The following is a 23291-nucleotide window of genomic DNA, read 5'->3' as shown; positions in this document are numbered from 1 at the left end:
GGATTGAGCTGGTTGGTTGCGACATTCGGTCACGGGGTGACTTGTAGTTAATTTTCCGTCACCCGTCATAATCCCTTGAAGGGCACAAAGTTCGCCTGCAAAATGCCGCGCCCCGCCCTGATTTGGTGGGATCGTGCTGATCGGCCGCCCCAGCCGCACCATCCGTAGTGCATGGGTTTACTCAATAAGATCACGCAGGAGATTTGACGTGCACATTGGTGTTCCTCTCGAGACCCAGACCGGTGAAACACGGGTTGCTGCAACCCCCGAAACCATCAAGAAGCTGATCGGCCAGGGCCATAAGGTCACTGTACAAAGCGGCGCCGGCATTAATGCCAGCGTTGTCGACAGTGCCTATGAAGCGGCAGGCGCAAGCATTGGCAGCGCCAATGATGCGTTTGGTGCAGAGCTGATTTTGAAGGTGGTCGCTCCCAGCGACAGCGAGCTGGCGCTGATAAAAAGCGGCACCATTGTGGTGGGTATGCTCAATCCGTTCAGCAATGAAACCATCGCCAAGATGGCCGAATGCGGTATCACCGCGTTTGCCCTGGAGGCCGCGCCGCGTACCTCCCGTGCCCAGAGCCTGGACGTGCTGTCCTCGCAAGCCAACATCGCCGGTTATAAAGCCGTGTTGCTGGCTGCTCACCACTATCCGCGCTTCATGCCAATGCTGATGACCGCTGCGGGCACCGTGAAAGCGGCGCGCGTGCTGATTCTCGGTGCCGGTGTTGCCGGCTTGCAGGCGATCGCCACGGCGAAACGCCTGGGCGCAGTGATCGAAGCGTCTGACGTGCGTCCTGCGGTTAAAGAGCAGATCGAATCCCTCGGCGCCAAGTTTGTCGACGTGCCGTACGAGACCGATGAAGAGCGTGAATGCGCGGTCGGTGTCGGCGGTTACGCACGCCCTATGCCAGCCAGCTGGATGCAGCGCCAGGCCGCCGCCGTGCACGAGCGCGCCAAGCAGGCCGACATCGTCATCACCACCGCCCTGATTCCGGGTCGCAAGGCACCTACGCTGTTGAGCGCGGAAACCGTGGCGCAGATGAAGCCCGGCTCGGTGGTCATTGACCTCGCGGCAGCCCAGGGCGGCAATTGCCCACTCACCGTGGCCGATCAGGTGGTCGTCGAAAATGGCGTGACCATTGTCGGCCCGACCAACCTGGCCGGCTCGGTGGCGGCTGACGCTTCGGCGCTGTATGCCCGCAACCTGCTGGACTTCATGAAACTGTTGTTCGATAAAGACGGACAACTGGTGATCAACCTCGAAGACGACATCGTCGCCGCGTGCCTGATGTGCCGCGACGGCCAGATCGTGCGCAAGAACGGCTGAGGATAAAAACAATGGAAGACATGCTGATCTCTCACGGTATCTACAACCTGATCATCTTCGTGCTGGCCATCTATGTCGGCTACCACGTGGTCTGGAACGTGACACCTGCACTGCACACCCCGCTGATGGCCGTCACCAACGCCATTTCGGCCATCGTCATCGTCGGCGCCATGCTGGCCGCCGCACTCACGGTGACACCACTGGGCAAGACCATGGGCACCCTGGCTGTAGCCCTGGCCGCCGTCAACGTGTTCGGTGGCTTCCTGGTGACCCGGCGCATGCTGGAAATGTTCAAGAAGAAAGCGGCCAAAGCTCCGGCTGCCAAGGCCGAAGCAGTCAAGGCTGAGGTGCAGCAAGCATGAGCATGAACCTGGTTACTTCGCTGTATTTGATCGCCTCGGTCTGCTTCATCCAGGCGCTCAAGGGCCTTTCGCATCCCACCACGTCGCGACGTGGCAATCTGTTCGGCATGCTCGGCATGGGCCTGGCGATCCTCACCACGGTCGGCTTGATCTATAAGCTAGGTGCCGAGCTGGCCCAGGACGGTATCGTCTACGTGATCGTCGGCCTGCTGATCGGCGGCACTGCTGGTTCGATCATGGCCAAACGCGTTGAAATGACCAAGATGCCGGAACTGGTCGCCTTCATGCACAGCATGATCGGCCTGGCGGCGGTGTTCATCGCCATTGCCGCAGTGGTTGAACCGCAGTCCCTGGGCATTGTCCAGCAACTGGGTGACGCGATTCCGGCGGGCAACCGTCTGGAGCTGTTCCTTGGCGCCGCCATCGGTGCAATCACCTTCTCCGGTTCGGTGATCGCCTTCGGCAAACTGTCGGGCAAGTACAAGTTCCGCCTCTTCCAGGGCGCACCGGTACAGTTCGTTGGCCAACACAAACTGAACTTGCTGCTGGGCGTGGCCACACTGGCGCTGGGCATCACCTTCATGCTGACCGGCGACCTCAACGCCTTTGCCCTGATGCTGGCCCTGGCCTTCGTCATGGGCGTGCTGATCATCATCCCGATCGGTGGCGCCGACATGCCAGTGGTGGTGTCGATGCTCAACAGCTACTCCGGCTGGGCCGCCGCGGGCATCGGCTTCTCGCTGAACAACTCGATGCTGATCATCGCCGGCTCCCTGGTGGGCTCAAGCGGTGCGATCCTCTCGTACATCATGTGCAAGGCGATGAACCGCTCCTTCTTCAACGTACTGCTCGGCGGTTTCGGCAATACAGCTGATGCCGGTCCTGCAGGCGCCCAGGAAGCCCGTCCGGTGAAATCCGGCTCGGCTGACGACGCGACCTTCCTGCTGACCAACGCCGACACCGTGATCATCGTTCCAGGCTACGGCCTGGCGGTAGCACGGGCGCAGCACGCACTGAAGGAACTGACCGAGAAGCTGACCCATCGCGGCGTGACCGTGAAGTACGCGATCCACCCGGTGGCCGGCCGTATGCCGGGCCACATGAACGTGTTGCTGGCCGAGGCCGAAGTGCCTTACGACCAGGTGTTCGAGATGGAAGACATCAACTCCGAGTTCGGTCAGGCTGACGTGGTGCTGGTATTGGGCGCCAACGACGTGGTCAACCCGGCCGCCAAGAACGATCCGAAGTCGCCAATTGCCGGCATGCCGATTCTCGAAGCGTTCAAGGCCAAGACCATCATCGTCAACAAACGCTCGATGGCCAGCGGTTATGCCGGTCTGGACAACGAACTGTTCTACCTGGACAAGACCATGATGGTCTTTGGTGATGCCAAGAAAGTCATCGAAGATATGGTCAAAGCCGTCGAGTAATCCTTTGCGGCATACAAAACGCCCCGACCTGTCGGGGCGTTTTTGTTTGCGCAAATCGTCGGACAAAACTACGCTTTTGTTACCAATCCGGTAATGGTGTTTTGCTCAAAAGGCCCGGAATAGACGCCTCTTTTGCGACCTTGGTAGCGGGACAGTGGCTAGCGAAATTCACTAGACTGCGCATCCTGCTACCCGTTGCCCGAGATAATAATCCATGTACCGTGATCGTATTCGCCTGCCTTCGTTGTTGGACAAAGTGATGGGCGCTGCCGAAGCCGCCGCTTTGATTGAAGACGGCATGACCGTCGGCATGAGCGGTTTCACCCGCGCCGGAGAAGCCAAGGCCGTGCCGCAGGCACTGGCCGAACGCGCCAAGGTCACACCGCTCAAGATCAGCCTGATGACCGGCGCGAGCCTGGGCAACGACCTCGACAAGCAACTCACCGAAGCCGGTGTGCTGTCGCGGCGCATGCCGTTCCAGGTCGACAGCACCCTGCGCAAGGCGATCAATGCTGGCGAGGTCATGTTCATCGATCAGCATCTGTCGGAAACCGTGGAGCAACTGCGCAACCAGCAATTGAAACGGCCGGACATCGCCGTGATCGAAGCGGTGGCGATCACCGAACTAGGGCACATTGTGCCGACGACTTCGGTGGGCAACTCGGCCAGCTTCGCGATTTTCGCCAAGCACGTCATCGTCGAAATCAACATGGCGCACAACCCGAATCTTGAAGGCCTGCACGACATCTATATCCCGACCTATCGCCCGACCCGCACGCCTATCCCGCTGGTCAAGGTCGACGATCGTATCGGCAGCAGCGCCATCCCGATCCCACCGGAAAAGATCGTCGCCATTGTCATCACCAATCAACCGGACTCGTCGTCCACCGTGTTGCCACCCGACGCCGAGACCCAGGCTATTGCCGACCATTTGATCGACTTCTTCAAACAGGAAGTAGCAGCCGGGCGCATGACCAACAAACTCGGCCCGCTGCAAGCAGGTATCGGTACGATCGCCAACTCGGTGATGTGTGGCCTGATCGATTCGCCGTTCGAAGACCTGACGATGTATTCCGAAGTGCTTCAGGACTCGACCTTCGACCTCATCGACGCAGGCAAGCTGAGCTTTGCTTCAGGCAGTTCAATCACTTTGTCGAGCCGCCGCAATGCTGACGTGTTCGGCAATCTGGAGCGCTACAAGGACAAACTGGTCTTGCGCCCGCAGGAGATTTCCAACCACCCGGAAGTGGTGCGCCGCCTCGGAATTATCGGCGTGAACACGGCACTGGAGTTCGACATCTACGGCAACGTCAACTCCACGCATGTTTGCGGTACGCGAATGATGAACGGCATCGGCGGTTCGGGCGATTTCGCGCGCAATGCGCACTTGTCCGTATTCGTGACAAAGTCGATCGCCAAGGGCGGTGCGATCTCAAGCGTAGTGCCGATGGTCAGCCACGTCGACCACACCGAACATGATGTGGACATCCTCGTCACCGAAATTGGCCTGGCGGATTTGCGGGGGTTGGCACCTCGGGAACGGGCACGCATCATCATCGATAAATGTGTACATCCAGACTATCGCCAGGCGCTGAATGACTACTACACAGCCGCTTGCGCGCTCGGCGGGCACACCCCGCACATCCTTCGAGATGCATTGAGCTGGCATATTAATCTGGAAGAAACCGGGCAAATGCTGAAGAAGTAATTGATACAGATTACGGCTGACGCAAACACAGTTTCGTCAGCCTGCTACTGCCAGCTTAATTTCTTGGAAAAACTGTACTGCTGTACTGGTCGTTTCCTACCGAAAACACCTACACCTTTCGACTAAAAAGCTAAATATGCACCGAATTAGAGCATATAGGTACAGTTGCCTCAATTTTGACCAGTACACCCCCTATAAACAGTTAACTGAGCTCTCACAATACAGATGAACTGTATCTACAGCGTCTTGGCAAAGAAGAGGAACATGGGCACCAGTCAAACCACTACCTGATCCCGCCACAAGCGGAAGGATGTCAACCATGGAACGTACACTCAGTTCCGAACTGTTCTTCGAAGACACTGCTGCAAAAACCCAGGCTTCCATGCCTCTGCGCGTTATCGCCAACCTGATGCTGTGGCAGCGCCGCATCTCCAGCCGCCATCAACTGGCCCGTCTGGATTCGCGTCTGCTGGCTGACGCCGGGATTAGCGAAGCACAACGCTACGAAGAGCTGAGCAAGCCGTTCTGGCGCTAAGTTAGCGTCGCTGGCTATGACTTGAAGAGTCCAGCGCCAGCAACCCGAATTGAACACACAAGACCCGTCGTGGGAAACCACGACGGGTCTTGTCGTTTAAAGACTTAAAAAAACAAGACTGGTACAGTTTCAATATATCCTCAGAGACACCGATACAGTACAACTGTAAACTTCTGCGGTCATGGCGTATTGCAGTGTTTTTGCAAGCAGGCTATTCGAACCGTCAAATACAGGCCTAATATCCAACCAGAACGTGGTAATCAAAGTCAGGCGCCAAATCGCCAGGCGTTACCACCTCTCAATCGAGCTTCCAAAGGAGTAACACCATGTCCCGTCTACGTCTGCTCAGCGCTGCAGCCCTGCTTGCCGTGGCTGCCAATTCCCACGCCACCAGTTTTATCGTTACCACCGACGCAGTCGTTGGGGCACTTAAGTCCAGTTCCGATGCGACGTCGAATGTCTCGTCTTCGTTCAAGGATGACAAGATTGTGCTCGCCGCTCGCGATGATGCTGCCAGTTTCGTCGCCAGCGAAGGCTCTATCCGTGGGGTAAAGCTCGAAAGCGCGCTCGACCACATCCGCCACCAGGCACCTGACCTGAACGCGACTGACGCACAGCTTGCGCAAGCCATCCTGACGATCTAAGCAAAGTTTGAAACGGGGGCACGCAAGTCGTGTCCCATTGTTTCGACGCTGGCTCTAAAATGGGCCTTGCGCTAGGCTTTTGGCTCATTTGCAACTGTCGAGCCTCATGCGCTTTCTTTCAAAACTGCTGTTCGTTCCTGCGTTTCTGCCCCTTGGCTATAGCGGTGCGACCCAAGCCTACGACGCTTTCAACCTGTCTACCCAAGGCACGGTCGCCAGCGGTTACGCCACGAGCCTGGTGACCTCCGCCCCCTTCGACCATAAACTGCTCGCCGCCCGGGTTGATGCTGCGGCATTCGTCGCCAGTGACGGTCGATTCAGAGGCGCACAACTGGAATCGGCCCTGCTTTATCTTCGCCGGACCCAGCCAAAACTTCATGCTGGCGACCTTGAACTGGCACAGGCAATACTCGTCCAATAGTTATTCTTGTTTTATCTGGAGTCGTTCCATGCGTAACCCGCTCATTGCTGCCGCCTTAGGCCTGTTCCTGTTGACCGACGTGGCCCAGGCACAAACCCTGGTCGCCACCAGCAACATTCTCATTCGCGCTACCCAGCGCACACTTGATTTCACTTCCGATACCACCACGTCCATTCGCGATTCAAAGATCGTCCGCGAAGCCCAGGACGATGCCGCCAGCTTCGTCGCCAGCAATGGCGATATTCGTGGCGCACACCTGGAATCCGCATTTGATTTGTTGCGCACCCGTGTACCAGAAGCGCGCGACGCCAGTGATCAGGATCTCGCCGAAGCCATCCTCGCACTGTGAAGGGCCCAGTCGCCTGGCTGATGGCCGGGGCCCTGTTGCTGCTCGGCAACACGGCCCACGCAGGCCTTCAACTACAGCTCAAGACCGAAGGTCTGACACCCGCGCAACAGCAGGCCAGCCAAGCCTTGCTCGATGAAGCCATGCAGGCGCTACCGCCGCGCTTCATCGAGCAATTGGACCGGCGCATAGACGTGGGCTGGACAGATAAAATGCCCAACAACGCCTACGGTCAGGCGTCGCTGGTGTCAGAGCTGGATCTGAATCGCAACCTGCTGGCCAGCCTCACGGACGGCAGCGCTGCTATCAAAAAAACCTACCGCCCCCACGGCACCGTGCGCCGCGAAATGCTGGCCACCGTCCTGCATGAGCTGACCCATATTTACGATCGCTCGCGCCTGTGGCCGGATGCGGAGCGAAAACTGATTCAACGCTGCACCCAACGCAGTAACAGCTCAGGGCTGATCGGTATTCCGGATCAATGCCGAGGCCAGTCTGATCGGCGCTTTACTCTCAGTGACGATCCGCGCCTGCTCGATCTCGCCGGGTGGCAACAATACGTTGGTCGTCGTGGCGAACGCGAACAGCACAACCGGCAGATTGCCCGCAGCCCGGACATTTACGAGACGAGCAGTGCGAAGGAGTTCGTCGCGGTCAACATGGAGTATTTCCTCCTCGACCCGAGCTATGCCTGCCGCCGCCCCGCGCTGTATCGCTACTACAAAGAGCATTTCGGCTGGGCACCCGCCGCCAGGAACGCTTGTGGGGATAGCTTCGCCTTTCTCAATGCGGGTAATGACTTCGCCAAAACGCCGCTGGGTCACGTCGATCCAGAACGGGTCTACGCCGTCGACTATCTGTTGGCCGAAGCCAATCAGAACTGGGTCAGCCGCTGGGGCCACAGCATGTTGCGCCTGGTGATCTGCGCACCGGGTCGTCCACGCGGCCCGGATTGTCGCCTGGATCTGGATCAGCATCTGGTGCTGTCTTACCGCGCTTTCGTCGGTGACGTTCAACTGTCGAGTTGGGACGGACTTGTGGGCAAATACCCATCGCGCCTGTTTGTCTTGCCCCTGGCCCAGGTCATCGACGAATACACCAAGACCGAACTGCGCAGCCTCGCCTCGGTGCCGCTGAACCTGTCCCGTCGCGAGATCGACGGCGTGGTGGAACGTGCCGCCGAAATGCACTGGAGCTACGACGGCAACTACTTCTTCCTGTCAAACAACTGCGCGGTTGAAGAGCTTAAATTACTGCGTGGCGGAACCAACAATGCGCAATTGGTCGCCCTCGACAACATCATGCCCAACGGCCTGCTGGAAGTGCTGAAAGGCCGAGGACTGGCGGACACCAGCGTGCTGGACGATCCCCGGGAAGCCTTGCGCCTGGGCTACCGTTTCGACTCCTTCCGTGATCGTTATCAAGCCATGTTCGACGTACTGAAGAAACATTTGCCGATCAAGCAGGATACCGTCGAAGAATGGCTGGATTTGAAAGCTCAAGAACGCCGGCAATGGTTCGACCAGGCTGACTTGCGCACCAGCGCAGCCTTGCTGCTACTGGAGCAGGCGAGCTTTCGGCGCCAGTTGCTGCTGGCCCAGGACGAAGTGAAACAGCGTTACCTGGGTGCTCGTGAACTCAAGAACGGCGGAATGGATAAGGCCAACGAGACGCTCAGGCAGATTCTCGACAGCAGTGGTTTCCTCAGTCGCCCAGCGGAGCTGCTGGGCACGGGGGGTTATGGATTGCCGCAGCCAACCGAGTCACAGCACCTGGAAGCGGAAACCAGCCTGCGCCAGAAAAAACTCCAGGCGCTGTCCGGCGATCTCGACAAAGAGGTGAGGGCGCTGCTCGAACCGAGCCGAGCCGCCGAGATGGCCGCCAACGAAGCCAACGTGAAACAGATCGGCGAGCATCTGCGCAAGTTGCATAAGGCTTCAGGCGGTTTGGAGTTGCCTTGAAGGCTTAAAAGCAAAGATCGCAGCCTGCGGCAGCTCCTACAGATGAATTGTGGTCTGTAGGAGCTGCCGCAGGCTGCGATCTTTTGATGCACGTTACTTTCAGCTGATGCGGGCCTTGCGCACGCCTTCGGCCAACGCCGAGCACAGGCTCAGCACGCCATCCACCGCTTGTTCCGGCGATGTGGCATTGGCGATGTGATCGATCAACGCCGAACCCACCACAACACCGTCGGCCAGACGCGCAATGGCCGCGGCCTGTTCAGGAGTGCGGATACCGAAACCGATACTGATCGGCAGATCGGTATGACGGCGCAGGCGAGCGACGGCCTCTTCGACATGCTCCAACGTGGCGGCACCAGCACCGGTCACACCGGCCACCGATACGTAATAGACAAACCCGGAGCTGCCGTTGAGAACGGTCGGCAGACGCACATCATCAGTCGTCGGTGTGGTCAGTCGGATGAAGTCCAGGCCCGCAGCTTGCGCCGGGTCACACAGCTCGCCGTTATGCTCTGGCGGCAGATCGACCACGATCAGGCCGTCCACACCGGCTTCTTTGGCTTCGGCGATGAAACGCGGCACGCCGTACATGTGGATCGGGTTGAAGTAGCCCATCAGTACCAGCGGCGTCTCGGCATTGCCTTCACGGAACTCGCGTACCATTTGCAGGGTTTTGGCCAGGTTCTGCTTGGCGCCCAGCGCACGGATGTTGGCCAACTGGATGGCCGGGCCATCCGCCATCGGATCGGTAAAGGGCATGCCCAGCTCGATCACGTCGGCACCAGCCGCCGGCAAGCCTTTGAGGATCGCCAGGGACGTGTCGTAGCTCGGGTCGCCAGCAGTGACGAAGGTCACCAAGGCGGCGCGGTTCTGTTCCTTGAGTTCGGCAAAACGCGTTTGCAGGCGGCTCATCAGTGTTTCTCCTGCTTGGATTGTTCCATATGGTGCATCACGGTTTGCATGTCTTTGTCGCCACGGCCGGACAGGTTGACCACCATCAGGTGATCCTTTGGCAGGGAAGGCGCGCGCTTGAACACTTCAGCCAGGGCATGAGCACTTTCCAGGGCAGGAATGATCCCTTCCAGGCGGCAGCACTGGTGGAACGCAGCTAGAGCTTCATCGTCGGTCACCGAGGTGTACTGAACGCGGCCAATGTCATGCAACCAGGCGTGTTCCGGGCCGATGCCTGGGTAGTCCAGGCCAGCAGAAATCGAGTGGGCGTCGATGATCTGTCCGTCATCGTCTTGCAGCAGGAAGGTACGGTTACCGTGCAGCACGCCCGGTACGCCGCCGTTCAGACTGGCCGCATGTTTGCCGGTTTCGATACCGTAGCCGGCCGCTTCAACGCCGATGATTTCGACGCTCTTGTCGTCAAGGAACGGGTGAAACAGGCCCATGGCGTTGGAACCACCGCCGATGCACGCCACCAGACTGTCTGGCAGACGACCTTCCTGGGCTTGCAGCTGCTCGCGGGTTTCCTTGCCGATCACGGCCTGGAAGTCGCGAACCATCGCTGGATAAGGGTGCGGTCCGGCCACAGTACCGATCAGGTAGAACGTGCTATCGACGTTGGTTACCCAGTCACGCAACGCTTCGTTCATCGCATCTTTCAAGGTACCGGTGCCCGCCACGACCGGGATCACTTCCGCGCCCAGCAGCTTCATGCGGAATACGTTGGCCTGCTGACGCTCAATGTCAGTGGTGCCCATGTAGATCACGCAATCCAGACCGAAACGCGCAGCGACGGTGGCAGTGGCCACACCGTGCATGCCGGCGCCGGTCTCGGCGATGATGCGTTTTTTACCCATGCGCCGTGCCAGCAGGATCTGGCCGATGCAGTTGTTGATCTTGTGCGCGCCGGTGTGGTTCAGCTCTTCACGCTTGAGGTAGATCTTCGCGCCGCCGCAGAACTCGGTCAGGCGCTCAGCGAAATAGAGCGGGCTTGGACGACCCACGTAGTCGCGCTGGAAGTAGGCCAGTTCTTCCTTGAAGGCAGGATCTTCCTTGGCCAACTCGTATTCGCGGGCCAGGTCGAGGATCAGCGGCATCAGGGTTTCAGCGACGTAACGGCCGCCGAACGCGCCAAACAGGCCGTTGGCGTCGGGGCCGTTGCGCAGATTAGTCTGGGTCATGGGGCGCTCCAGTTGAATGCGTGAAGTGATAATGGGCTTCACTCTACCCCTGACGTCTCCGACTGAAAACCGATAAGATCGCTGCAACCTGTCAGGAAAACTCACAGATAGCATGAGCCATGATCTCCCACCGTTGAACGCCCTGCGCGCCTTCGAAGCCACTGCCCGCTTGAACAGTGTCAGTCAGGCTGCTGAACAGCTGCACGTGACCCATGGTGCAGTCAGCCGTCAGCTGAAAGTGCTCGAAGAGCACTTGGGGGTGAGTCTCTTCGTCAAGGAAGGTCGCGGCCTGAAACTCACAGATGCCGGTATGCGCCTTCGCGACGCAAGCGCCGAAGCGTTCGAACGCTTGCGCACCGTCTGCGCTGAGCTCACGCAAAGTACTGCCGATGCACCTTTCGTGCTCGGCTGTTCAGGCAGCCTGCTGGCGCGCTGGTTTATTCCGCGACTGGGACGGCTCAATGCGGATTTGCCGGACCTTCGCTTACACCTGTCTGCCGGAGAGGGCGATCTTGACCCGAGACGGCCGGGGCTGGATGCACTGCTTGTATTCGCCGAGCCGCCGTGGCCAGCCGACATGCAGGTTTTTGAACTGGCCAGCGAACGCATCGGCCCGGTCATGAGCCCGCGCTTTGCCGGTTTTGAGCGACTCAAAAACTCGCCGACAGAAGCGCTGCTTGGCGAACCATTGTTGCACACCACATCACGCCCACAAGCCTGGCCTAGCTGGGCGCAGCAGCGTGACCTGGATGCCAGGACGTTGACCTATGGTCAGGGTTTCGAGCATTTGTATTATTTGCTGGAGGCCGCTGTCGCCGGGCTGGGTGTGGCGATTGCGCCCGAACCCTTAGTGGCCGAGGACTTGAAGGCGGGTCGCCTGGTTGCACCCTGGGGTTTCAGCGAAACCTGCGCGCAACTGGCGTTGTGGTTGCCCAAGCGCGCCGCAGACGGACGCGCCCGGCAACTGGCGCAGTGGCTCAAGCATGAGCTGAGCCGAGCGGATTAGTCACGCTTGCACAACAGATAAGCGGCCAAAAGGCCTAATGCCCCCACTGCGACACCTGCGGTGGTCCAGGGATGTTCCTGGGCGTAATCGCGGGTGGCGATTCCGGTTTCACGGGTTTTCACCTTGACCTCTTCGTAGGCATCGGAGAGCAGATGACGCGAATGTTTCAACGCATTTTCGGCGTTGCTTTTAAGGGTTTTCAGGGTTCTACGCGACTCGTCCGAGGTGTCGTCCTTAAGGCTTTCCAAAGACTTGAGCAGACTCTCGATCTCCGCTTCCATGCTTTGCAATGAGGCTTTACGTAAAGAAGTGTTGGCCATGGTGGCTCTCCTGCATTGGTGATGAGTGGCGTGTGTTGGTTGGGACTTCAGGTTAGTGAGAAAGTGCAGTAAATCTGAACTTTCACTGCGAATGCGCCGACAGAAGTAATAGGAAAAATCACTGCTAGGCTGTAATTCACACCCCAAGGAGAAAGCCATGACTGATCATCACACCTACAAGAAAGTCGAGCTGGTCGGCTCGTCCACCACCAGCATTGAAGATGCGATCAACAATGCGCTGGCTGAAGCCAGTAAAAGCATCAAGTACCTGGAATGGTTTGAAGTGACCGAAACCCGAGGGCACATCAAGGACGGCAAAGCCGCGCACTTTCAGGTAACCCTCAAGGTTGGGTTCCGAATTGCCAGCAGCTGACTTTCGTCTAGTCTTCTGAACTTGCGCGCTGGCCGAATGCCACAAGGAATGGCAAAGCGCTATATAAGCGCGTCTGGCTGACCGCTGGATAACCCTTTTGATTTGACCAGGGGAATGCAACCGATGAAGAAGTTCATGTTGGCGGTAGGTTTATTGAGCCTTGCGGGTTCAGCGTTTGCGGACGGCAAGCCGTGCGAAGAACTGAAAGCCGAAATTGCAGCGAAACTCGATGCCAAAGGCGTTTCCGGCTATTCACTGGAAATCGTCGACAAAGGTACCCGTGCCGATGGAAAAGTTGTCGGCACCTGCGAGAAGGGTGCCAAAGTCATCGTTTACAAGAAGTAGTCTGAATCCTTCCTAAAAGCCGACGTGATGACGTCGGCTTTTTTGTAACCATGTCTTCGGATCAACCCTTCATGACTTGCGCCAGCAGTTCGTAGGAATGCACGCGATCGGCATGTTCATACAAGTCGCAAGTAAAAATCAGCTCATCTGCCTGGGTCTGCTCAATGAGCACGTCCAGTTTGGCGCGAATTTTCTGCGGGCTGCCAACCATGGCCAAACCGAGGAAATCGCGCACGGCTTCCCGTTCATGGGGTAGCCACAGGCCATCCATGGTTTCTACGGGTGGACGTTGAACCAGGCTCTGGCCACGCATGAGCGCGAGAATACGCTGATACACAGTAGTCGCCAGGTAGTCGGCCTGCTCATCGGTGTCGGCTGCTACCAGAGGCACACCGAGCATCACGTAGGGTTTATCCAATACGGCCGAAGGTTTGAAGTGATTGCGATAGACGCGAATCGCTTCGTGCATGTAGCGGGGCGCGAAATGGGAGGCGAACGCATAGGGCAATCCTCGCTCACCCGCCAGTTGTGCACTGAACAGGCTTGAGCCCAACAGCCAGATCGGCACATTAGTCCCGGTTCCCGGCATCGCGATGATTCGTTGGTCCGCAGTTCGCGGACCGAGGTAGCGGACCAGTTCTGCTACGTCTTCGGGGAAGTCGTCGGCGCTGCCGGAGCGTTCACGGCGCAAGGCGCGCGCGGTCAGCTGATCGGAGCCTGGAGCACGACCAAGGCCCAGATCGATGCGGCCAGGGTAAAGGCTTTCCAGGGTGCCGAATTGTTCGGCAATGACCAACGGAGCATGGTTGGGCAGCATCACGCCACCCGAACCGACGCGAATGGTCGACGTGCCGCCAGCCAGGTAGCCGAGCAGCACCGACGTAGCGGAACTGGCGATGCCATCCATGTTGTGGTGCTCGGCTACCCAGAAGCGGTTGTAGCCGAACTTCTCGACATGTTGCGCCAGGTCCAGCGAGTTGCGCAGTGACTGGGCAGGGCTGCCGTTCTCGCGCACCGGCACCAGATCGAGGGTCGAAAACTTGATATCGGACAGTCGTTTCATAAACCTGCTTCTCCAATTGAGGGCGCAGGTTTTTATGCGAGCAAAAACCTGCCGAATCCAAAGGCGTGTTTCATGCAATGTGGGCATATACCCGAGATTCAATAGCCGGGTAACAAATCCTGTAAAAAAAGCGTCCCGATCGGACAGGGTGAACTTTGCGCCTCGGTCTATCCTCACAACCCTGGCAATCGAAAACCACAACGGCGCGACGCTTCGCGCCGATCTTGAGGAGACAGGCATGGCTATCACAAAGAAAGCATCGGCTCATTGGGAAGGTGATCTGAAAACCGGCATCGGTTCGATTTCCACTGAAACCGGAGTGCTCAGAGATGCACCTTATGGCTTCAAGGCGCGTTTCGAAGGCGGCAAAGGCACCAATCCGGAAGAGTTGATCGGCGCGGCCCACGCGGGCTGTTTCTCCATGGCGTTTTCAATGATTCTGGGCGAGGCCGGCCTGAAAGCCGACAGCATCGACACCCACGCTGAAGTCACTCTGGATCAGGTAGAGGGCGGTTTTGCGATCACGGCTGTAAAACTCATCCTCAAAGCGAAAATTCCCGGCGCTACCCAGGCGCAGTTCGAAGAACTGAGCAACAAGGCGAAGGAAGGCTGTCCGGTGTCCAAAGTGCTGAATGCGAAAATCAGCCTGGATGCCACGCTGGTCGGCTAATACGCTTTTGAATCGCAGCCTCCGGGCTGCGATCTTTTTGCCCTGAAACAAAACCTCACTGGCAAAACTGTGGTCGAATAAATGACAGCAGCCAAAACGCATGACCGTGCGTGCTGCCTCAAAGGAGCTTCAACCATGAAACGTTTTGCCTTGGCGGTTATCTGTTGTGCGCTGGCCACATCGGCTCTCGCAGCACCGAAACCCTGTGAAGAACTCAAGGCCGAGATCGAAGCCAAGATCCAGGCCCGTGGGGTAACGTCTTACACACTCGAAATCGTCGCCAACGACGAAGTACACGATCAAAACATGGTCGTGGGGTCGTGTGAAAACGGCACCAAGAAAATCATCTACCAGAAGAACGACCGCTGACATTTCACATCAGGCAGTAGGATTCCCGATCTTCAGCGACGATCTCCCGCTTGGCGTTATACAGCCGGGCGCCAGGAGTGAAGGCGATTGAGCGGCCTTCAAGCACGTAACGCTGACCGGCTTCGAAATGATCGTATCTGATGGTCAGGTAGCACAGCCGTTCCGAAGGGCCGCTCATCGTGCTCATGCCCCCGCCGCCGGGCACTTCAAAGTCGAAGCGCACGACCAGTTCATGGCTACCAGGCAGGACTTCGAAATAACGCCCGTCGCGCAGTCTCTGTTTATCCAGGCGTTCAGCCATCAGTAACTTGTCGTTAGGGAAGGGCGTAGAGAACTCCACCCAAGCCATCTGCGGATTGGGTGTCGGCATTGGGCTTTGGCAGCCGGCGACCATACTGGCGGCGAGTAACAGCATCAACCTGCGCATGATGGTTGTCTCAAGGGATATGCATCCAGCATAACCCTGATCAGGTGCGTTGGCAGCCGGCTGGCGTACCGTGACCAATCACTTTTCGCTGTTGATCATAGAGCTTTGCCCAAGGCCTGAAACCGATATTTCCCGCTTGTAGTTGATAGCGCTCACCAGCGTTGAATTCCTTGAACTTCACGTTCAGCTGGCAATCACGCCACAGCGGCTCGGCGTCAGGGCCGATGTTGGTGGGCTGCACGGCGAACTGGTAACGAACGGTCAACTCATGGCTGCCGGGTTGAACCTCGAAGTAGCGCTTGTCCTCAGTGGCTTTGTCATCGACCTCCAGTGCCTGCAAAGCTGTATCTTCTTGTTGTGATTCCAGATCGACCCACGCTTGCGAGGGATCGTGGTGCGGTAGTCCGAATCCAGCACAGCCTGCCAGCATCAGCAGGCTTCCCGTCAGCATCAACATGCGCATAGCGGAGCTCCAGTCAGGCGGGATAGTCTTGCGGGCAGACTCTCCATGGAAATTTTATTTTGATCAGGCCGCTTCGAAGCCTTGGGTTACTTGATCGCGTTTTTCGCGTTTTGTTTCCGGCTGTGATGTTTTTGTTACTCAACGGTTGCGCCAGCGTTAGCTATTACAGCCAGTTGGTCAGTGGTCAATTGCAATTGCTGCGGGCCAGGGAACCCGTTTCCGAAGTGATTGCCGATCCGGCTCAAGATCAAAAACTGCGCGCTCACCTGGCCCAATCGCAAAAGGCCCGGACGTTCGCCAGCCAGCAGCTGCATCTGCCGGATAACCAGAGCTATCGCCTGTACGCCGACATTGGCCGGCCGTTCGTGGTCTGGAATGTATTCGTCACGCCGGAGTTCTCCCTGACCCCGCAAAACCATTGTTTTCCCATCGCGGGGTGCGTGGCTTATCGCGGTTATTACAGCCAGAGTGCGGCTCGCGGCGAAGCAGCCCTGCAACGACTTCAAGGTATGGATGTGTGGATTGGCGGCGTCGAGGCCTATTCGACGCTCGGTTGGTTCAACGATCCGATCATGAATTCGATGATGAGTTGGGGCGACGAGCGGCTGGCAACGCTGATTTTTCACGAGCTGGCGCATCAGCGTATTTATGTGAAGGACGACACCGAGTTCAACGAGTCATTTGCCACTTTTGTCGAGCAAGAGGGCACTCGCCAGTGGCGCGCCTCTCGCAACCTGCCACCGGACAACGATGCACAGGCCCGCCAGCGCGACCAGTTCATTCAACTGGTCCTGGATACCCGTACACGACTGGAGAAACTGTACGCACTGCCGTTGCCCGCCGAACAAATGCGTCAGCGCAAGGCGACGGAGTTTGAGCGGTTGCGCGGTGAGTATCGACAAATGCGCGACCGTCAGTGGGCAGGAGACAAACGTTACGACGCCTGGATCAATGCCCCAATGAACAACGCCAGGCTACTGCCGTTTGGTCTTTATGACCAATGGGTGCCTGCGTTCGGCGCGCTGTTCCGTCAGGCCGACGGTGATTGGCAGAACTTCTACGCCGCCGTGGAAAAGCTTGGCGCGGTGCCGCTCAACGAGCGCAAAGCAGCACTCAAGGCGCTGTCGGGATCAGCAGGCGCCAATCAACCGAAGAACCAGTAGCAAACACCAATTGCACCCAGTACCCCTGCCAACTCCGCCAGCAACGCACAACCGACGGCATGACGCGCCCGCTGGATGCCCACGGCGCCGAAATACACGGCCAGGACATAGAACGTGGTTTCGGTGCTGCCCTGTACGGTTGCCGCCACCAACGCCGGAAAACTGTCCACGCCCGAGGTCTTCATGGTTTCAATCAGCATCGCCCGGGCGGCGCTGCCGGAGAAGGGTTTGACCATGGCGGTTGGTAGCGCATCGACGAATCTCGTATCCCAACCTGCCCATTCCACCAGATGACGAATTCCGTCCAGGCCAAAATCCAGTGCCCCGGACGCACGCAGCACGCCCACCGCACACAACATCGCCACCAGGTACGGCAGCAGATTCTTCGCAACGTCGAAGCCTTCTTTGGCGCCTTCGACGAAGGCCTCGTAGACCTTGACCTTGCGCAGCGCACCAATCAGCAAAAACAGCATGATCAGACCGAACAGCGTCAGGTTGCCGAGGATCGATGACAGACCGGCCAGCGCAGTGGCAGACATCGTGCCCAGAAGTGCCATGAACCCACCGAGGATGAGGGCACCGGGAATCATATAGGCCAGCACTACCGGGTCCCAGATTCGCAGACGCTGCATGAAGGCCACGGACAAAAAGCCGACGATGGTCGAGCAACTGGTGGCCAGCAAAATAGGCAGGAACACCAGCGTCGGGTCCGGCGCGCCTTGTTGCGCGCGGTACATGAAGATGGTCACCGGCAATAGCGTCAGAGAGGACGCGTTAAGCACAAGAAACAGGATTTGCGCGTTACTGGCGATGGTGGCGCTGGGATTGAGTTCCTGCAGCGCCTTCATGGCCTTGAGGCCAATCGGCGTGGCCGCATTGTCCAGGCCCAGGCCATTGGCGGCGAAGTTCAGGGTAATCAGGCCGATGGCCGGGTGACCGGGCGGGACTTCTGGCATCAGGCGCAAAAACAGCGGGCCGAGTGCCTTGGCCAGCCACTCGACGATCCCGGCTTTCTCGGCGATCCGTAGAAAACCGAGCCAGAGGGTGAGGGTGCCGAACAGCAGCACCATCACTTCGACCGACAGCTTGGCCATGGCAAAAATGCTCTCCACCATTGCCGCAAAGATCCCGGCGTTTCCACCGATCAGCCACTGAACCAGCGCCGATATTGCGGCTACAACGAAGAAACCAAGCCACAGGCCATTAAGCATCAGTCAAATCCCCCAAAAGATGCGCGAATGATAGCGGGGTGGCCAGAAACGACAAACCCCGGATTTCTCCGGGGTTTGTCTATGCGCTACACATCTGTAGGAGCCGGCTCGCTGGCGATTGCTGCACCGCGGTGTATCTGTCACACCGCGTTATCGTTCATCGCCAGCAAGCCGGCTCCAACGGAGGGTGTCAGCTCTTGGAAACTTCACCAACCGGCAGTTTTTCCTTGCTGCGCCAGTGCGGCAGGGAGTTCCAGTAGCGCTGGCCCTTTGCATCGTCATACATGCCTTCCCAGCGCGAGATAACCAGTACTGCCAGAGCATTGCCGATCACGTTCAGTGCGGTACGCGCCATGTCCATGATGCGGTCGACACCGGCGATGAATGCCAGGCCTTCCAGCGGGATACCGACACTGCCCAGCGTTGCCAGCAGCACTACGAAGGATACGCCCGGTACACCGGCGATGCCTTTGGAGGTGACCATCAGAGTCAGGACCAGCAACAGTTGCTGGCCGATCGACAGGTCGATGCCGTACAACTGAGCGATAAAGATCGCCGCGATGCTCTGGTACAGGGTCGAACCGTCGAGGTTGAACGAGTAACCGGTCGGGACCACAAAGCTGCAGATGGCTTTCGGTGCGCCATAGGCTTCCATTTTCTCGATCACACGTGGCAGCACGGTCTCGGAGGAGGCGGTGGAGTAGGCCAGTACCAGCTCATCCTTGAAGATGCGCATCAGCTTGAGCACCGAGAAGCCGAACAGGCGTGCGATCAGGCCCAACACCACGAAGGCGAAGAAGGCGATGGCGACGTAAACCAGGATTACCAGTTTGGCCAGCGGCAGCAGGGAAGCGAAACCGAAGTTGGCCACGGTCACCGCGATCAGTGCGAATACGCCGATCGGCGCGTAGTTCATGATCATGTGAGTGACCTTGAACATGCTTTCCGAAACGCCCTGGAACATGGTGACCAGCGGATCGCGCAGCTCTGGCTTGAGGCTCGACAAACCGAGGCCAAACAGCACGGAGAAGAAGATGATCGGCAGCATCTCGCCGCGTGCCATGGCCGCGATGATATTGGACGGGATCAGGTTGAGGATGGTTTCGATGAACGCGTGTTCATGCTGGACCTCCGCCGCCGTCGCCTGGTACTTGGAGATATCCACAGTACCCAGGGTGCTCATGTCGATACCGGCACCTGGATGGAACAGGTTGGCCAGCAGCAGGCCGACGACGATGGCAATGGTGGTGACGACTTCAAAGTAGATGATGGTTTTCAGACCGATGCTACCGAGCTTCTTCGCATCACCCACACCGGCAATACCGACGATCAGCGACGAGATCACGATCGGGATCACAATCATCTTGATCAGACGGATAAAGATATCGCCTGCCGGTTGCAGGATGTTGCTGATCCACCAGGCTTTTTCGGCACTGAAATGGTTGAGCAGCGCACCGATTGCAATCCCCAATACCAGACCGATGAGGATCTGCCAGGCGAGGCTAAGCTTTGCCTTCTTCATATCTTTACCCTTACTTCAGTTTGACTCGGACAGACGCATGGACCTCGAACGCTTGTGGCGAATCGGCCAGTGCATCTGCCCCCGTATAAGGAGCCCCGGAGCGCTTGTTAATGGCTCTCTGGCAGGCGAAAAAAGGCGCAACTATTCCGATGCAAGGAAGCGACGTCTAATGCCGTAAACGCCTACCCCATGCCGAATCGGCATGAGGTTTTTTTACTGAAAGCGACGTCGCAATCGGTTCGAATACGACATTTCGGCAGGCATAAGTGCCGTGAACCGGTCATCACAGAGCAGATAGGTTGTTTTTTGAGCAGTGTATGTGCGTGGTTTTTTCGGCAAAATCCCACGTGAAGACAAGAAAAATCACGGCAAAATAACGCTTATTTTTCTCGATATACGGTCACAGAAATCACTTCGCAAAACACGAAAGCGTTCGCAGTTGACCGGAGGAGAGGAAAAACGAGGGGAAGAATGTCTCAGGTGGATGTTCAAGCAAGCCCTTCGCAAGTCCGTCGATCCTTGATTGACCGGCGAACTTGCGACGCAGCTTTTCCTGACCCGGCCCTCACGCAGGTACTCCCTGTACCCGTAGGTCACTCCGCCCCTGACGCAGGCAGAACGTCCCGACCCCTTGGTCATGCGTCCACCTTCCTCAGGTGGCGCAATAAGAAAGCGGCGGCATGGCCCCTTTCGTGATCAATTTCAGTACCACTTTGGATCTTTTTTCAGCTGTTCCATCAACAAGTCCTGCATGCCTTGGTCCGGCTCGCCGAGAAAGCGGTAGCTGGCGTGCCGTGTCGGCGACTTGTCAGCCGGCAATCCAGCCGGCACCTCAACCAACATCGCATAGGCGTCCTTTTTGTCGAAGTCGACAGCGACAATCAAGCGTTGGTTAAGGCACGTCGTTTGCGACTCGCACAGCGGCCCTACTAGGTACTTTTTGCCATCCTCTTCAACAGCATTCATCTGGTCGGCATCGCCGGACAGGTTCATCACCCATTCCGGCAGGCGTTCTTCCTTCTTCACAACGCCTTGCCAGGTTTCACGGTATTGCGGGTCTGCATTCAACAGCTCATTAACCCGTATCTGGCCGTCGTTGGCCGCTATCGCCATGGCACTACCGCCCAACAGCAGGGCGGCTGCCAGTGTTTTGAACAAGCCGCTCATATCAGCCTCGACCGCGGCGGCCAAAGAAGAAGGAAGCAATGAACATCACCAGGAACACGACAAACAGAATCTTGGCGATACCCGTGGCGGTGCCCGCGATACCACCGAAGCCCAATACGGCAGCGACAATGGCAATGATCAGGAATGTGATTGCCCAGCTCAACATGGTGATTCTCCTTACGCTTCTATTTAAAGGTGTTGCGTTTCCCCGGCGCAGCGAACGCGACAGGTATGTTGCCTAGAACACCCAACGCTCTTGAGGGCGCATTTCATCCACAGGCTGGGCCTGGTCGACGTCCATCATTCGCATTGGGCTACTGTCGGCCTGACTGCTGCTGACAGCGCTGAAATGGGTTTGGGTCGGGTGTTGAAACGTTGTCAGCGCCGCATCCTGCTGCTGGCTCTGCTCCCAGCGCACAAACTGTTGACCGGCGATCAACGTGATCAATAGCGCCAAAACAGCAAACAAGCCTTGCTGGACATACAGCGGCGAAAGGCGCAAGACGGCGGCACGTTGACGGTTCATCCTGAAGCTCCTCCCAATCAAGTCGGGATTCTATGGCGGGCGTTTGTTCTTGAATGCCCTGGTTAATCAGACAGTTGCAGCCTGCATGCCAGCTTCTTTCTTCAAATAAATACCTTATAAATCAACATGTTATGAAATTATCAAAAACGATTTCAGGCGCATCCTGCACGATGGCGCCCGTAGGGTCGTGCGAATTGCACGATCAATCACAACGAAGTCGTAATTTTTTTGGAATTGCGGGAGGGGCGCAGATGTCAGAAATTCACGCAGGGCGTTGTCTGAAACCGGGCTTCTATTAAAAGACCCGAAAAATCAGCTCACAAACTGATCAGTAAGATGAGCGCTACCCTGCCATGGCAGGAATAGCTCAGAATCAACCATGCAACTTGCCCGATTTTTCCGGGACTAAATTCAGATCATTCATTAAGGAGCGTAGGAAAATGGAATCTGCCACTGAGCATCAAGGCCGCATTCTGCTGGTGGACGACGAATCCGCCATCCTGCGAACGTTCCGATATTGCCTTGAAGACGAAGGCTACAGCGTCGCCACCGCCACCAGCGCTGCGCAGGCGGAAACGCTGTTGCAGCGTCAGGTTTTCGATTTGTGTTTTCTCGATTTACGCCTTGGCGAAGACAATGGCCTCGACGTGCTGGCGCAAATGCGCATTCAAGCACCCTGGATGCGAGTCGTGATTGTCACGGCTCACTCGGCCGTCGACACGGCAGTGGACGCCATCCAGGCCGGCGCCGCCGACTATCTGGTCAAGCCGTGCAGCCCGGATCAGTTGCGGCTCGCCACCGCCAAACAACTGGAAGTGCGGCAACTGTCAGCGCGCCTGGAAGCGCTGGAAGGCGAAATACGCAAACCCAAGGACGGACTGGACTCCCACAGTCCGGCAATGAAAGTCGTCCTCGAAACCGCCCGGCAGGTCGCCACCACTGACGCCAATATCTTGATTCTGGGTGAATCCGGTACCGGTAAAGGCGAGCTGTCCCAAGCCATTCACGGCTGGAGCAAGCGGGCGAAAAAATCCTGTGTCACCATCAACTGCCCGTCCCTGACGGCCGAACTCATGGAAAGCGAGCTGTTCGGCCATAGTCGTGGTGCATTCACCGGGGCCAGCGAAAGTACCTTGGGTCGAGTCAATCAAGCTGACGGCGGAACGCTGTTTCTTGATGAGATCGGCGATTTTCCCCTGACATTGCAGCCAAAGTTGCTGCGTTTCATCCAGGACAAGGAATATGAACGCGTCGGTGACCCGGTGACCCGGCGGGCCGATGTGCGCATTCTTGCGGCCACCAACCTCAACCTTGAGGACATGGTACGTGACGGCCGTTTTCGCGAAGACCTCCTGTATCGCCTGAACGTCATCACCCTGCACCTGCCGCCGCTGCGCGAACGCCGCGAAGACATTCTCAACCTGGCGGACCGATTCCTGGCGCGGTTCGTCAAAGAGTATGCACGTCCGGCCCGGGCCTTCAGTGAGGAGGCGCGGGAAGCGCTGCTGAGTTACCGCTGGCCCGGCAATATCCGCGAGCTGCGCAACGTCATCGAACGGGCAAGCATCATCTGCCCGCAAGAACGTGTCGAGATCAGCCACCTGGGCATGGCCGAAACCCCGGTCAACAACGCGCCACGCATCGGTGCGGCGCTCAGCCTGGACGAGTTGGAAAAAGCTCACATCGGCGCAGTCCTTGCCACCGCCGATACACTGGATCAAGCCGCCAAGACCCTGGGAATCGATGCTTCGACGCTGTACCGCAAACGCAAACAGTACAATTTGTGAGCCGTAGCCA

The 23291-nt window shown here is 57.7% G+C and carries 27 protein-coding genes; 16 read left to right on the top strand and 11 right to left on the bottom strand.

Features of this window, described 5'->3' with window-relative positions; genetic code table 11:
- Positions 1-208: 208 nt before the first annotated feature.
- The 9 genes from QMK58_RS01355 (at position 209) to QMK58_RS01315 (ending at position 8737) form a co-directional block, all read left to right on the top strand.
- Positions 209-1330 carry a Re/Si-specific NAD(P)(+) transhydrogenase subunit alpha gene (locus tag QMK58_RS01355; RefSeq protein WP_053152988.1) on the top strand — a complete coding sequence of 374 codons (1122 nt, stop codon included), beginning with the start codon at positions 209-211 and terminating at the stop codon, positions 1328-1330.
- Positions 1331-1341: 11 nt separating this feature from the next.
- Positions 1342-1692: an NAD(P) transhydrogenase subunit alpha gene (locus QMK58_RS01350; protein ID WP_053152987.1), complete on the top strand. Its 351-nt coding sequence runs from the start codon at positions 1342-1344 to the stop codon at positions 1690-1692.
- Positions 1689-3122 (top strand): NAD(P)(+) transhydrogenase (Re/Si-specific) subunit beta, encoded by a 1434-nt coding sequence (locus QMK58_RS01345; RefSeq protein ID WP_053152985.1) that lies wholly within the window; start codon positions 1689-1691, stop codon positions 3120-3122. The genes QMK58_RS01350 and QMK58_RS01345 overlap by 4 nt, the downstream gene beginning before the upstream one ends.
- A gap of 214 nt (positions 3123-3336) precedes the next feature.
- Positions 3337-4830, top strand: coding sequence for an acetyl-CoA hydrolase/transferase family protein (locus QMK58_RS01340; RefSeq protein WP_053152980.1), 1494 nt, complete (start codon positions 3337-3339; stop codon positions 4828-4830).
- 319 nt (positions 4831-5149) lie between these two features.
- Positions 5150-5365 (top strand): DUF1127 domain-containing protein, encoded by a 216-nt coding sequence (locus QMK58_RS01335; protein ID WP_007902752.1) that lies wholly within the window; start codon positions 5150-5152, stop codon positions 5363-5365.
- A gap of 326 nt (positions 5366-5691) precedes the next feature.
- Positions 5692-6009 (top strand): DUF2388 domain-containing protein, encoded by a 318-nt coding sequence (locus QMK58_RS01330; RefSeq protein ID WP_053152968.1) that lies wholly within the window; start codon positions 5692-5694, stop codon positions 6007-6009.
- Between the two features lie 106 nt (positions 6010-6115).
- Entirely contained in the window at positions 6116-6430 is a 315-nt protein-coding gene (locus QMK58_RS01325) for a DUF2388 domain-containing protein (protein WP_053152965.1), read from the top strand.
- Between the two features lie 28 nt (positions 6431-6458).
- Positions 6459-6779, top strand: a complete 321-nt coding sequence (locus QMK58_RS01320) for a DUF2388 domain-containing protein (RefSeq protein WP_053152961.1) — start codon at positions 6459-6461, stop codon at positions 6777-6779.
- Between the two features lie 20 nt (positions 6780-6799).
- Positions 6800-8737, top strand: coding sequence for a DUF4105 domain-containing protein (locus tag QMK58_RS01315; protein ID WP_371259743.1), 1938 nt, complete (start codon positions 6800-6802; stop codon positions 8735-8737).
- Positions 8738-8836: 99 nt separating this feature from the next.
- Here QMK58_RS01315 and trpA read toward each other — a convergent pair whose 3' ends face one another.
- Both trpA and trpB read right to left on the bottom strand, forming a co-directional pair.
- On the bottom strand, positions 8837-9649 hold the full coding sequence (gene trpA, locus QMK58_RS01310; RefSeq protein ID WP_053152954.1) for a tryptophan synthase subunit alpha: 813 nt from the start codon (positions 9647-9649) through the stop codon (positions 8837-8839).
- Positions 9649-10869 carry a tryptophan synthase subunit beta gene (gene trpB / locus QMK58_RS01305; protein WP_218431420.1) on the bottom strand — a complete coding sequence of 407 codons (1221 nt, stop codon included), beginning with the start codon at positions 10867-10869 and terminating at the stop codon, positions 9649-9651. Before trpB ends, trpA begins: the two co-directional genes overlap by 1 nt.
- 112 nt (positions 10870-10981) lie before the next feature.
- Here trpB and QMK58_RS01300 point away from each other — a divergent pair, with 112 nt between their 5' ends.
- Positions 10982-11875 carry a LysR family transcriptional regulator gene (locus QMK58_RS01300; RefSeq protein ID WP_053152948.1) on the top strand — a complete coding sequence of 298 codons (894 nt, stop codon included), beginning with the start codon at positions 10982-10984 and terminating at the stop codon, positions 11873-11875.
- On the opposite strand, the gene QMK58_RS01295 is transcribed toward QMK58_RS01300, so the two are convergent.
- On the bottom strand, positions 11872-12195 hold the full coding sequence (locus QMK58_RS01295) for a DUF883 family protein (protein WP_053152946.1): 324 nt from the start codon (positions 12193-12195) through the stop codon (positions 11872-11874). The genes QMK58_RS01300 and QMK58_RS01295 overlap by 4 nt on opposite strands.
- A gap of 157 nt (positions 12196-12352) precedes the next feature.
- Between QMK58_RS01295 and QMK58_RS01290 the strand changes: the two genes are divergently transcribed.
- Positions 12353-12568, top strand: coding sequence for a dodecin (locus QMK58_RS01290; protein ID WP_053152943.1), 216 nt, complete (start codon positions 12353-12355; stop codon positions 12566-12568).
- A 123-nt stretch (positions 12569-12691) separates the two neighbouring features.
- Complete coding sequence (locus QMK58_RS01285) at positions 12692-12913, top strand: DUF1161 domain-containing protein (protein WP_053153009.1); 222 nt, start codon at positions 12692-12694, stop codon at positions 12911-12913.
- Between the two features lie 61 nt (positions 12914-12974).
- Here QMK58_RS01285 and QMK58_RS01280 read toward each other — a convergent pair whose 3' ends face one another.
- On the bottom strand, positions 12975-13976 hold the full coding sequence (locus QMK58_RS01280; RefSeq protein ID WP_053152940.1) for an LLM class flavin-dependent oxidoreductase: 1002 nt from the start codon (positions 13974-13976) through the stop codon (positions 12975-12977).
- Between the two features lie 238 nt (positions 13977-14214).
- On the opposite strand from QMK58_RS01280, the gene QMK58_RS01275 reads away from it, so the two are divergent.
- Positions 14215-14646 carry an OsmC family protein gene (locus tag QMK58_RS01275; protein WP_053152938.1) on the top strand — a complete coding sequence of 144 codons (432 nt, stop codon included), beginning with the start codon at positions 14215-14217 and terminating at the stop codon, positions 14644-14646.
- A 135-nt stretch (positions 14647-14781) separates the two neighbouring features.
- A complete protein-coding gene (locus QMK58_RS01270) occupies positions 14782-15015 on the top strand; it encodes a DUF1161 domain-containing protein (RefSeq protein WP_053152935.1) in 234 nt (77 codons plus the stop codon).
- Between the two features lie 4 nt (positions 15016-15019).
- Here the strand turns inward: QMK58_RS01270 and QMK58_RS01265 are convergent, their stop codons facing one another.
- Together QMK58_RS01265 and QMK58_RS01260 are read right to left on the bottom strand one after the other, a co-directional pair.
- Entirely contained in the window at positions 15020-15442 is a 423-nt protein-coding gene (locus QMK58_RS01265) for a hypothetical protein (protein ID WP_053152930.1), read from the bottom strand.
- A gap of 40 nt (positions 15443-15482) precedes the next feature.
- A complete protein-coding gene (locus QMK58_RS01260; protein ID WP_053152927.1) occupies positions 15483-15905 on the bottom strand; it encodes a hypothetical protein in 423 nt (140 codons plus the stop codon).
- 59 nt (positions 15906-15964) lie between these two features.
- Between QMK58_RS01260 and QMK58_RS01255 the strand changes: the two genes are divergently transcribed.
- Positions 15965-17068, top strand: coding sequence for an aminopeptidase (locus QMK58_RS01255; RefSeq protein ID WP_053152924.1), 1104 nt, complete (start codon positions 15965-15967; stop codon positions 17066-17068).
- Here QMK58_RS01255 and QMK58_RS01250 read toward each other — a convergent pair.
- From QMK58_RS01250 to QMK58_RS01230, 5 genes are all read right to left on the bottom strand, one after another.
- Positions 17050-18279, bottom strand: a complete 1230-nt coding sequence (locus tag QMK58_RS01250; RefSeq protein WP_053152921.1) for a nucleoside recognition domain-containing protein — start codon at positions 18277-18279, stop codon at positions 17050-17052. The two genes, QMK58_RS01255 and QMK58_RS01250, sit on opposite strands and share 19 nt — an antisense overlap.
- 190 nt (positions 18280-18469) lie before the next feature.
- Positions 18470-19801, bottom strand: a complete 1332-nt coding sequence (gltP, locus tag QMK58_RS01245) for a glutamate/aspartate:proton symporter GltP (RefSeq protein ID WP_053152918.1) — start codon at positions 19799-19801, stop codon at positions 18470-18472.
- Positions 19802-20503: 702 nt separating this feature from the next.
- Complete coding sequence (locus QMK58_RS01240; protein WP_053152914.1) at positions 20504-20968, bottom strand: inhibitor of vertebrate lysozyme family protein; 465 nt, start codon at positions 20966-20968, stop codon at positions 20504-20506.
- Between the two features lies 1 nt (position 20969).
- Positions 20970-21134: a DUF1328 domain-containing protein gene (locus tag QMK58_RS01235; RefSeq protein WP_003170804.1), complete on the bottom strand. Its 165-nt coding sequence runs from the start codon at positions 21132-21134 to the stop codon at positions 20970-20972.
- A gap of 72 nt (positions 21135-21206) precedes the next feature.
- Positions 21207-21494 carry a hypothetical protein gene (locus QMK58_RS01230; RefSeq protein WP_053152912.1) on the bottom strand — a complete coding sequence of 96 codons (288 nt, stop codon included), beginning with the start codon at positions 21492-21494 and terminating at the stop codon, positions 21207-21209.
- Between the two features lie 440 nt (positions 21495-21934).
- On the opposite strand from QMK58_RS01230, the gene algB reads away from it, so the two are divergent.
- The gene (gene algB / locus QMK58_RS01225) at positions 21935-23281 is read left to right on the top strand and encodes a sigma-54-dependent response regulator transcription factor AlgB (RefSeq protein ID WP_053152909.1); all 1347 of its coding nucleotides are present in this window, start codon (positions 21935-21937) and stop codon (positions 23279-23281) included.
- Positions 23282-23291: the final 10 nt, after the last annotated feature.

This window comes from Pseudomonas sp. P8_241 (assembly GCF_034008315.1).
GTDB lineage: Bacteria > Pseudomonadota > Gammaproteobacteria > Pseudomonadales > Pseudomonadaceae > Aquipseudomonas.
Note: the sequence above shows the minus strand (reverse complement) of the source record. Positions and strands in the feature narration are given on the sequence as shown.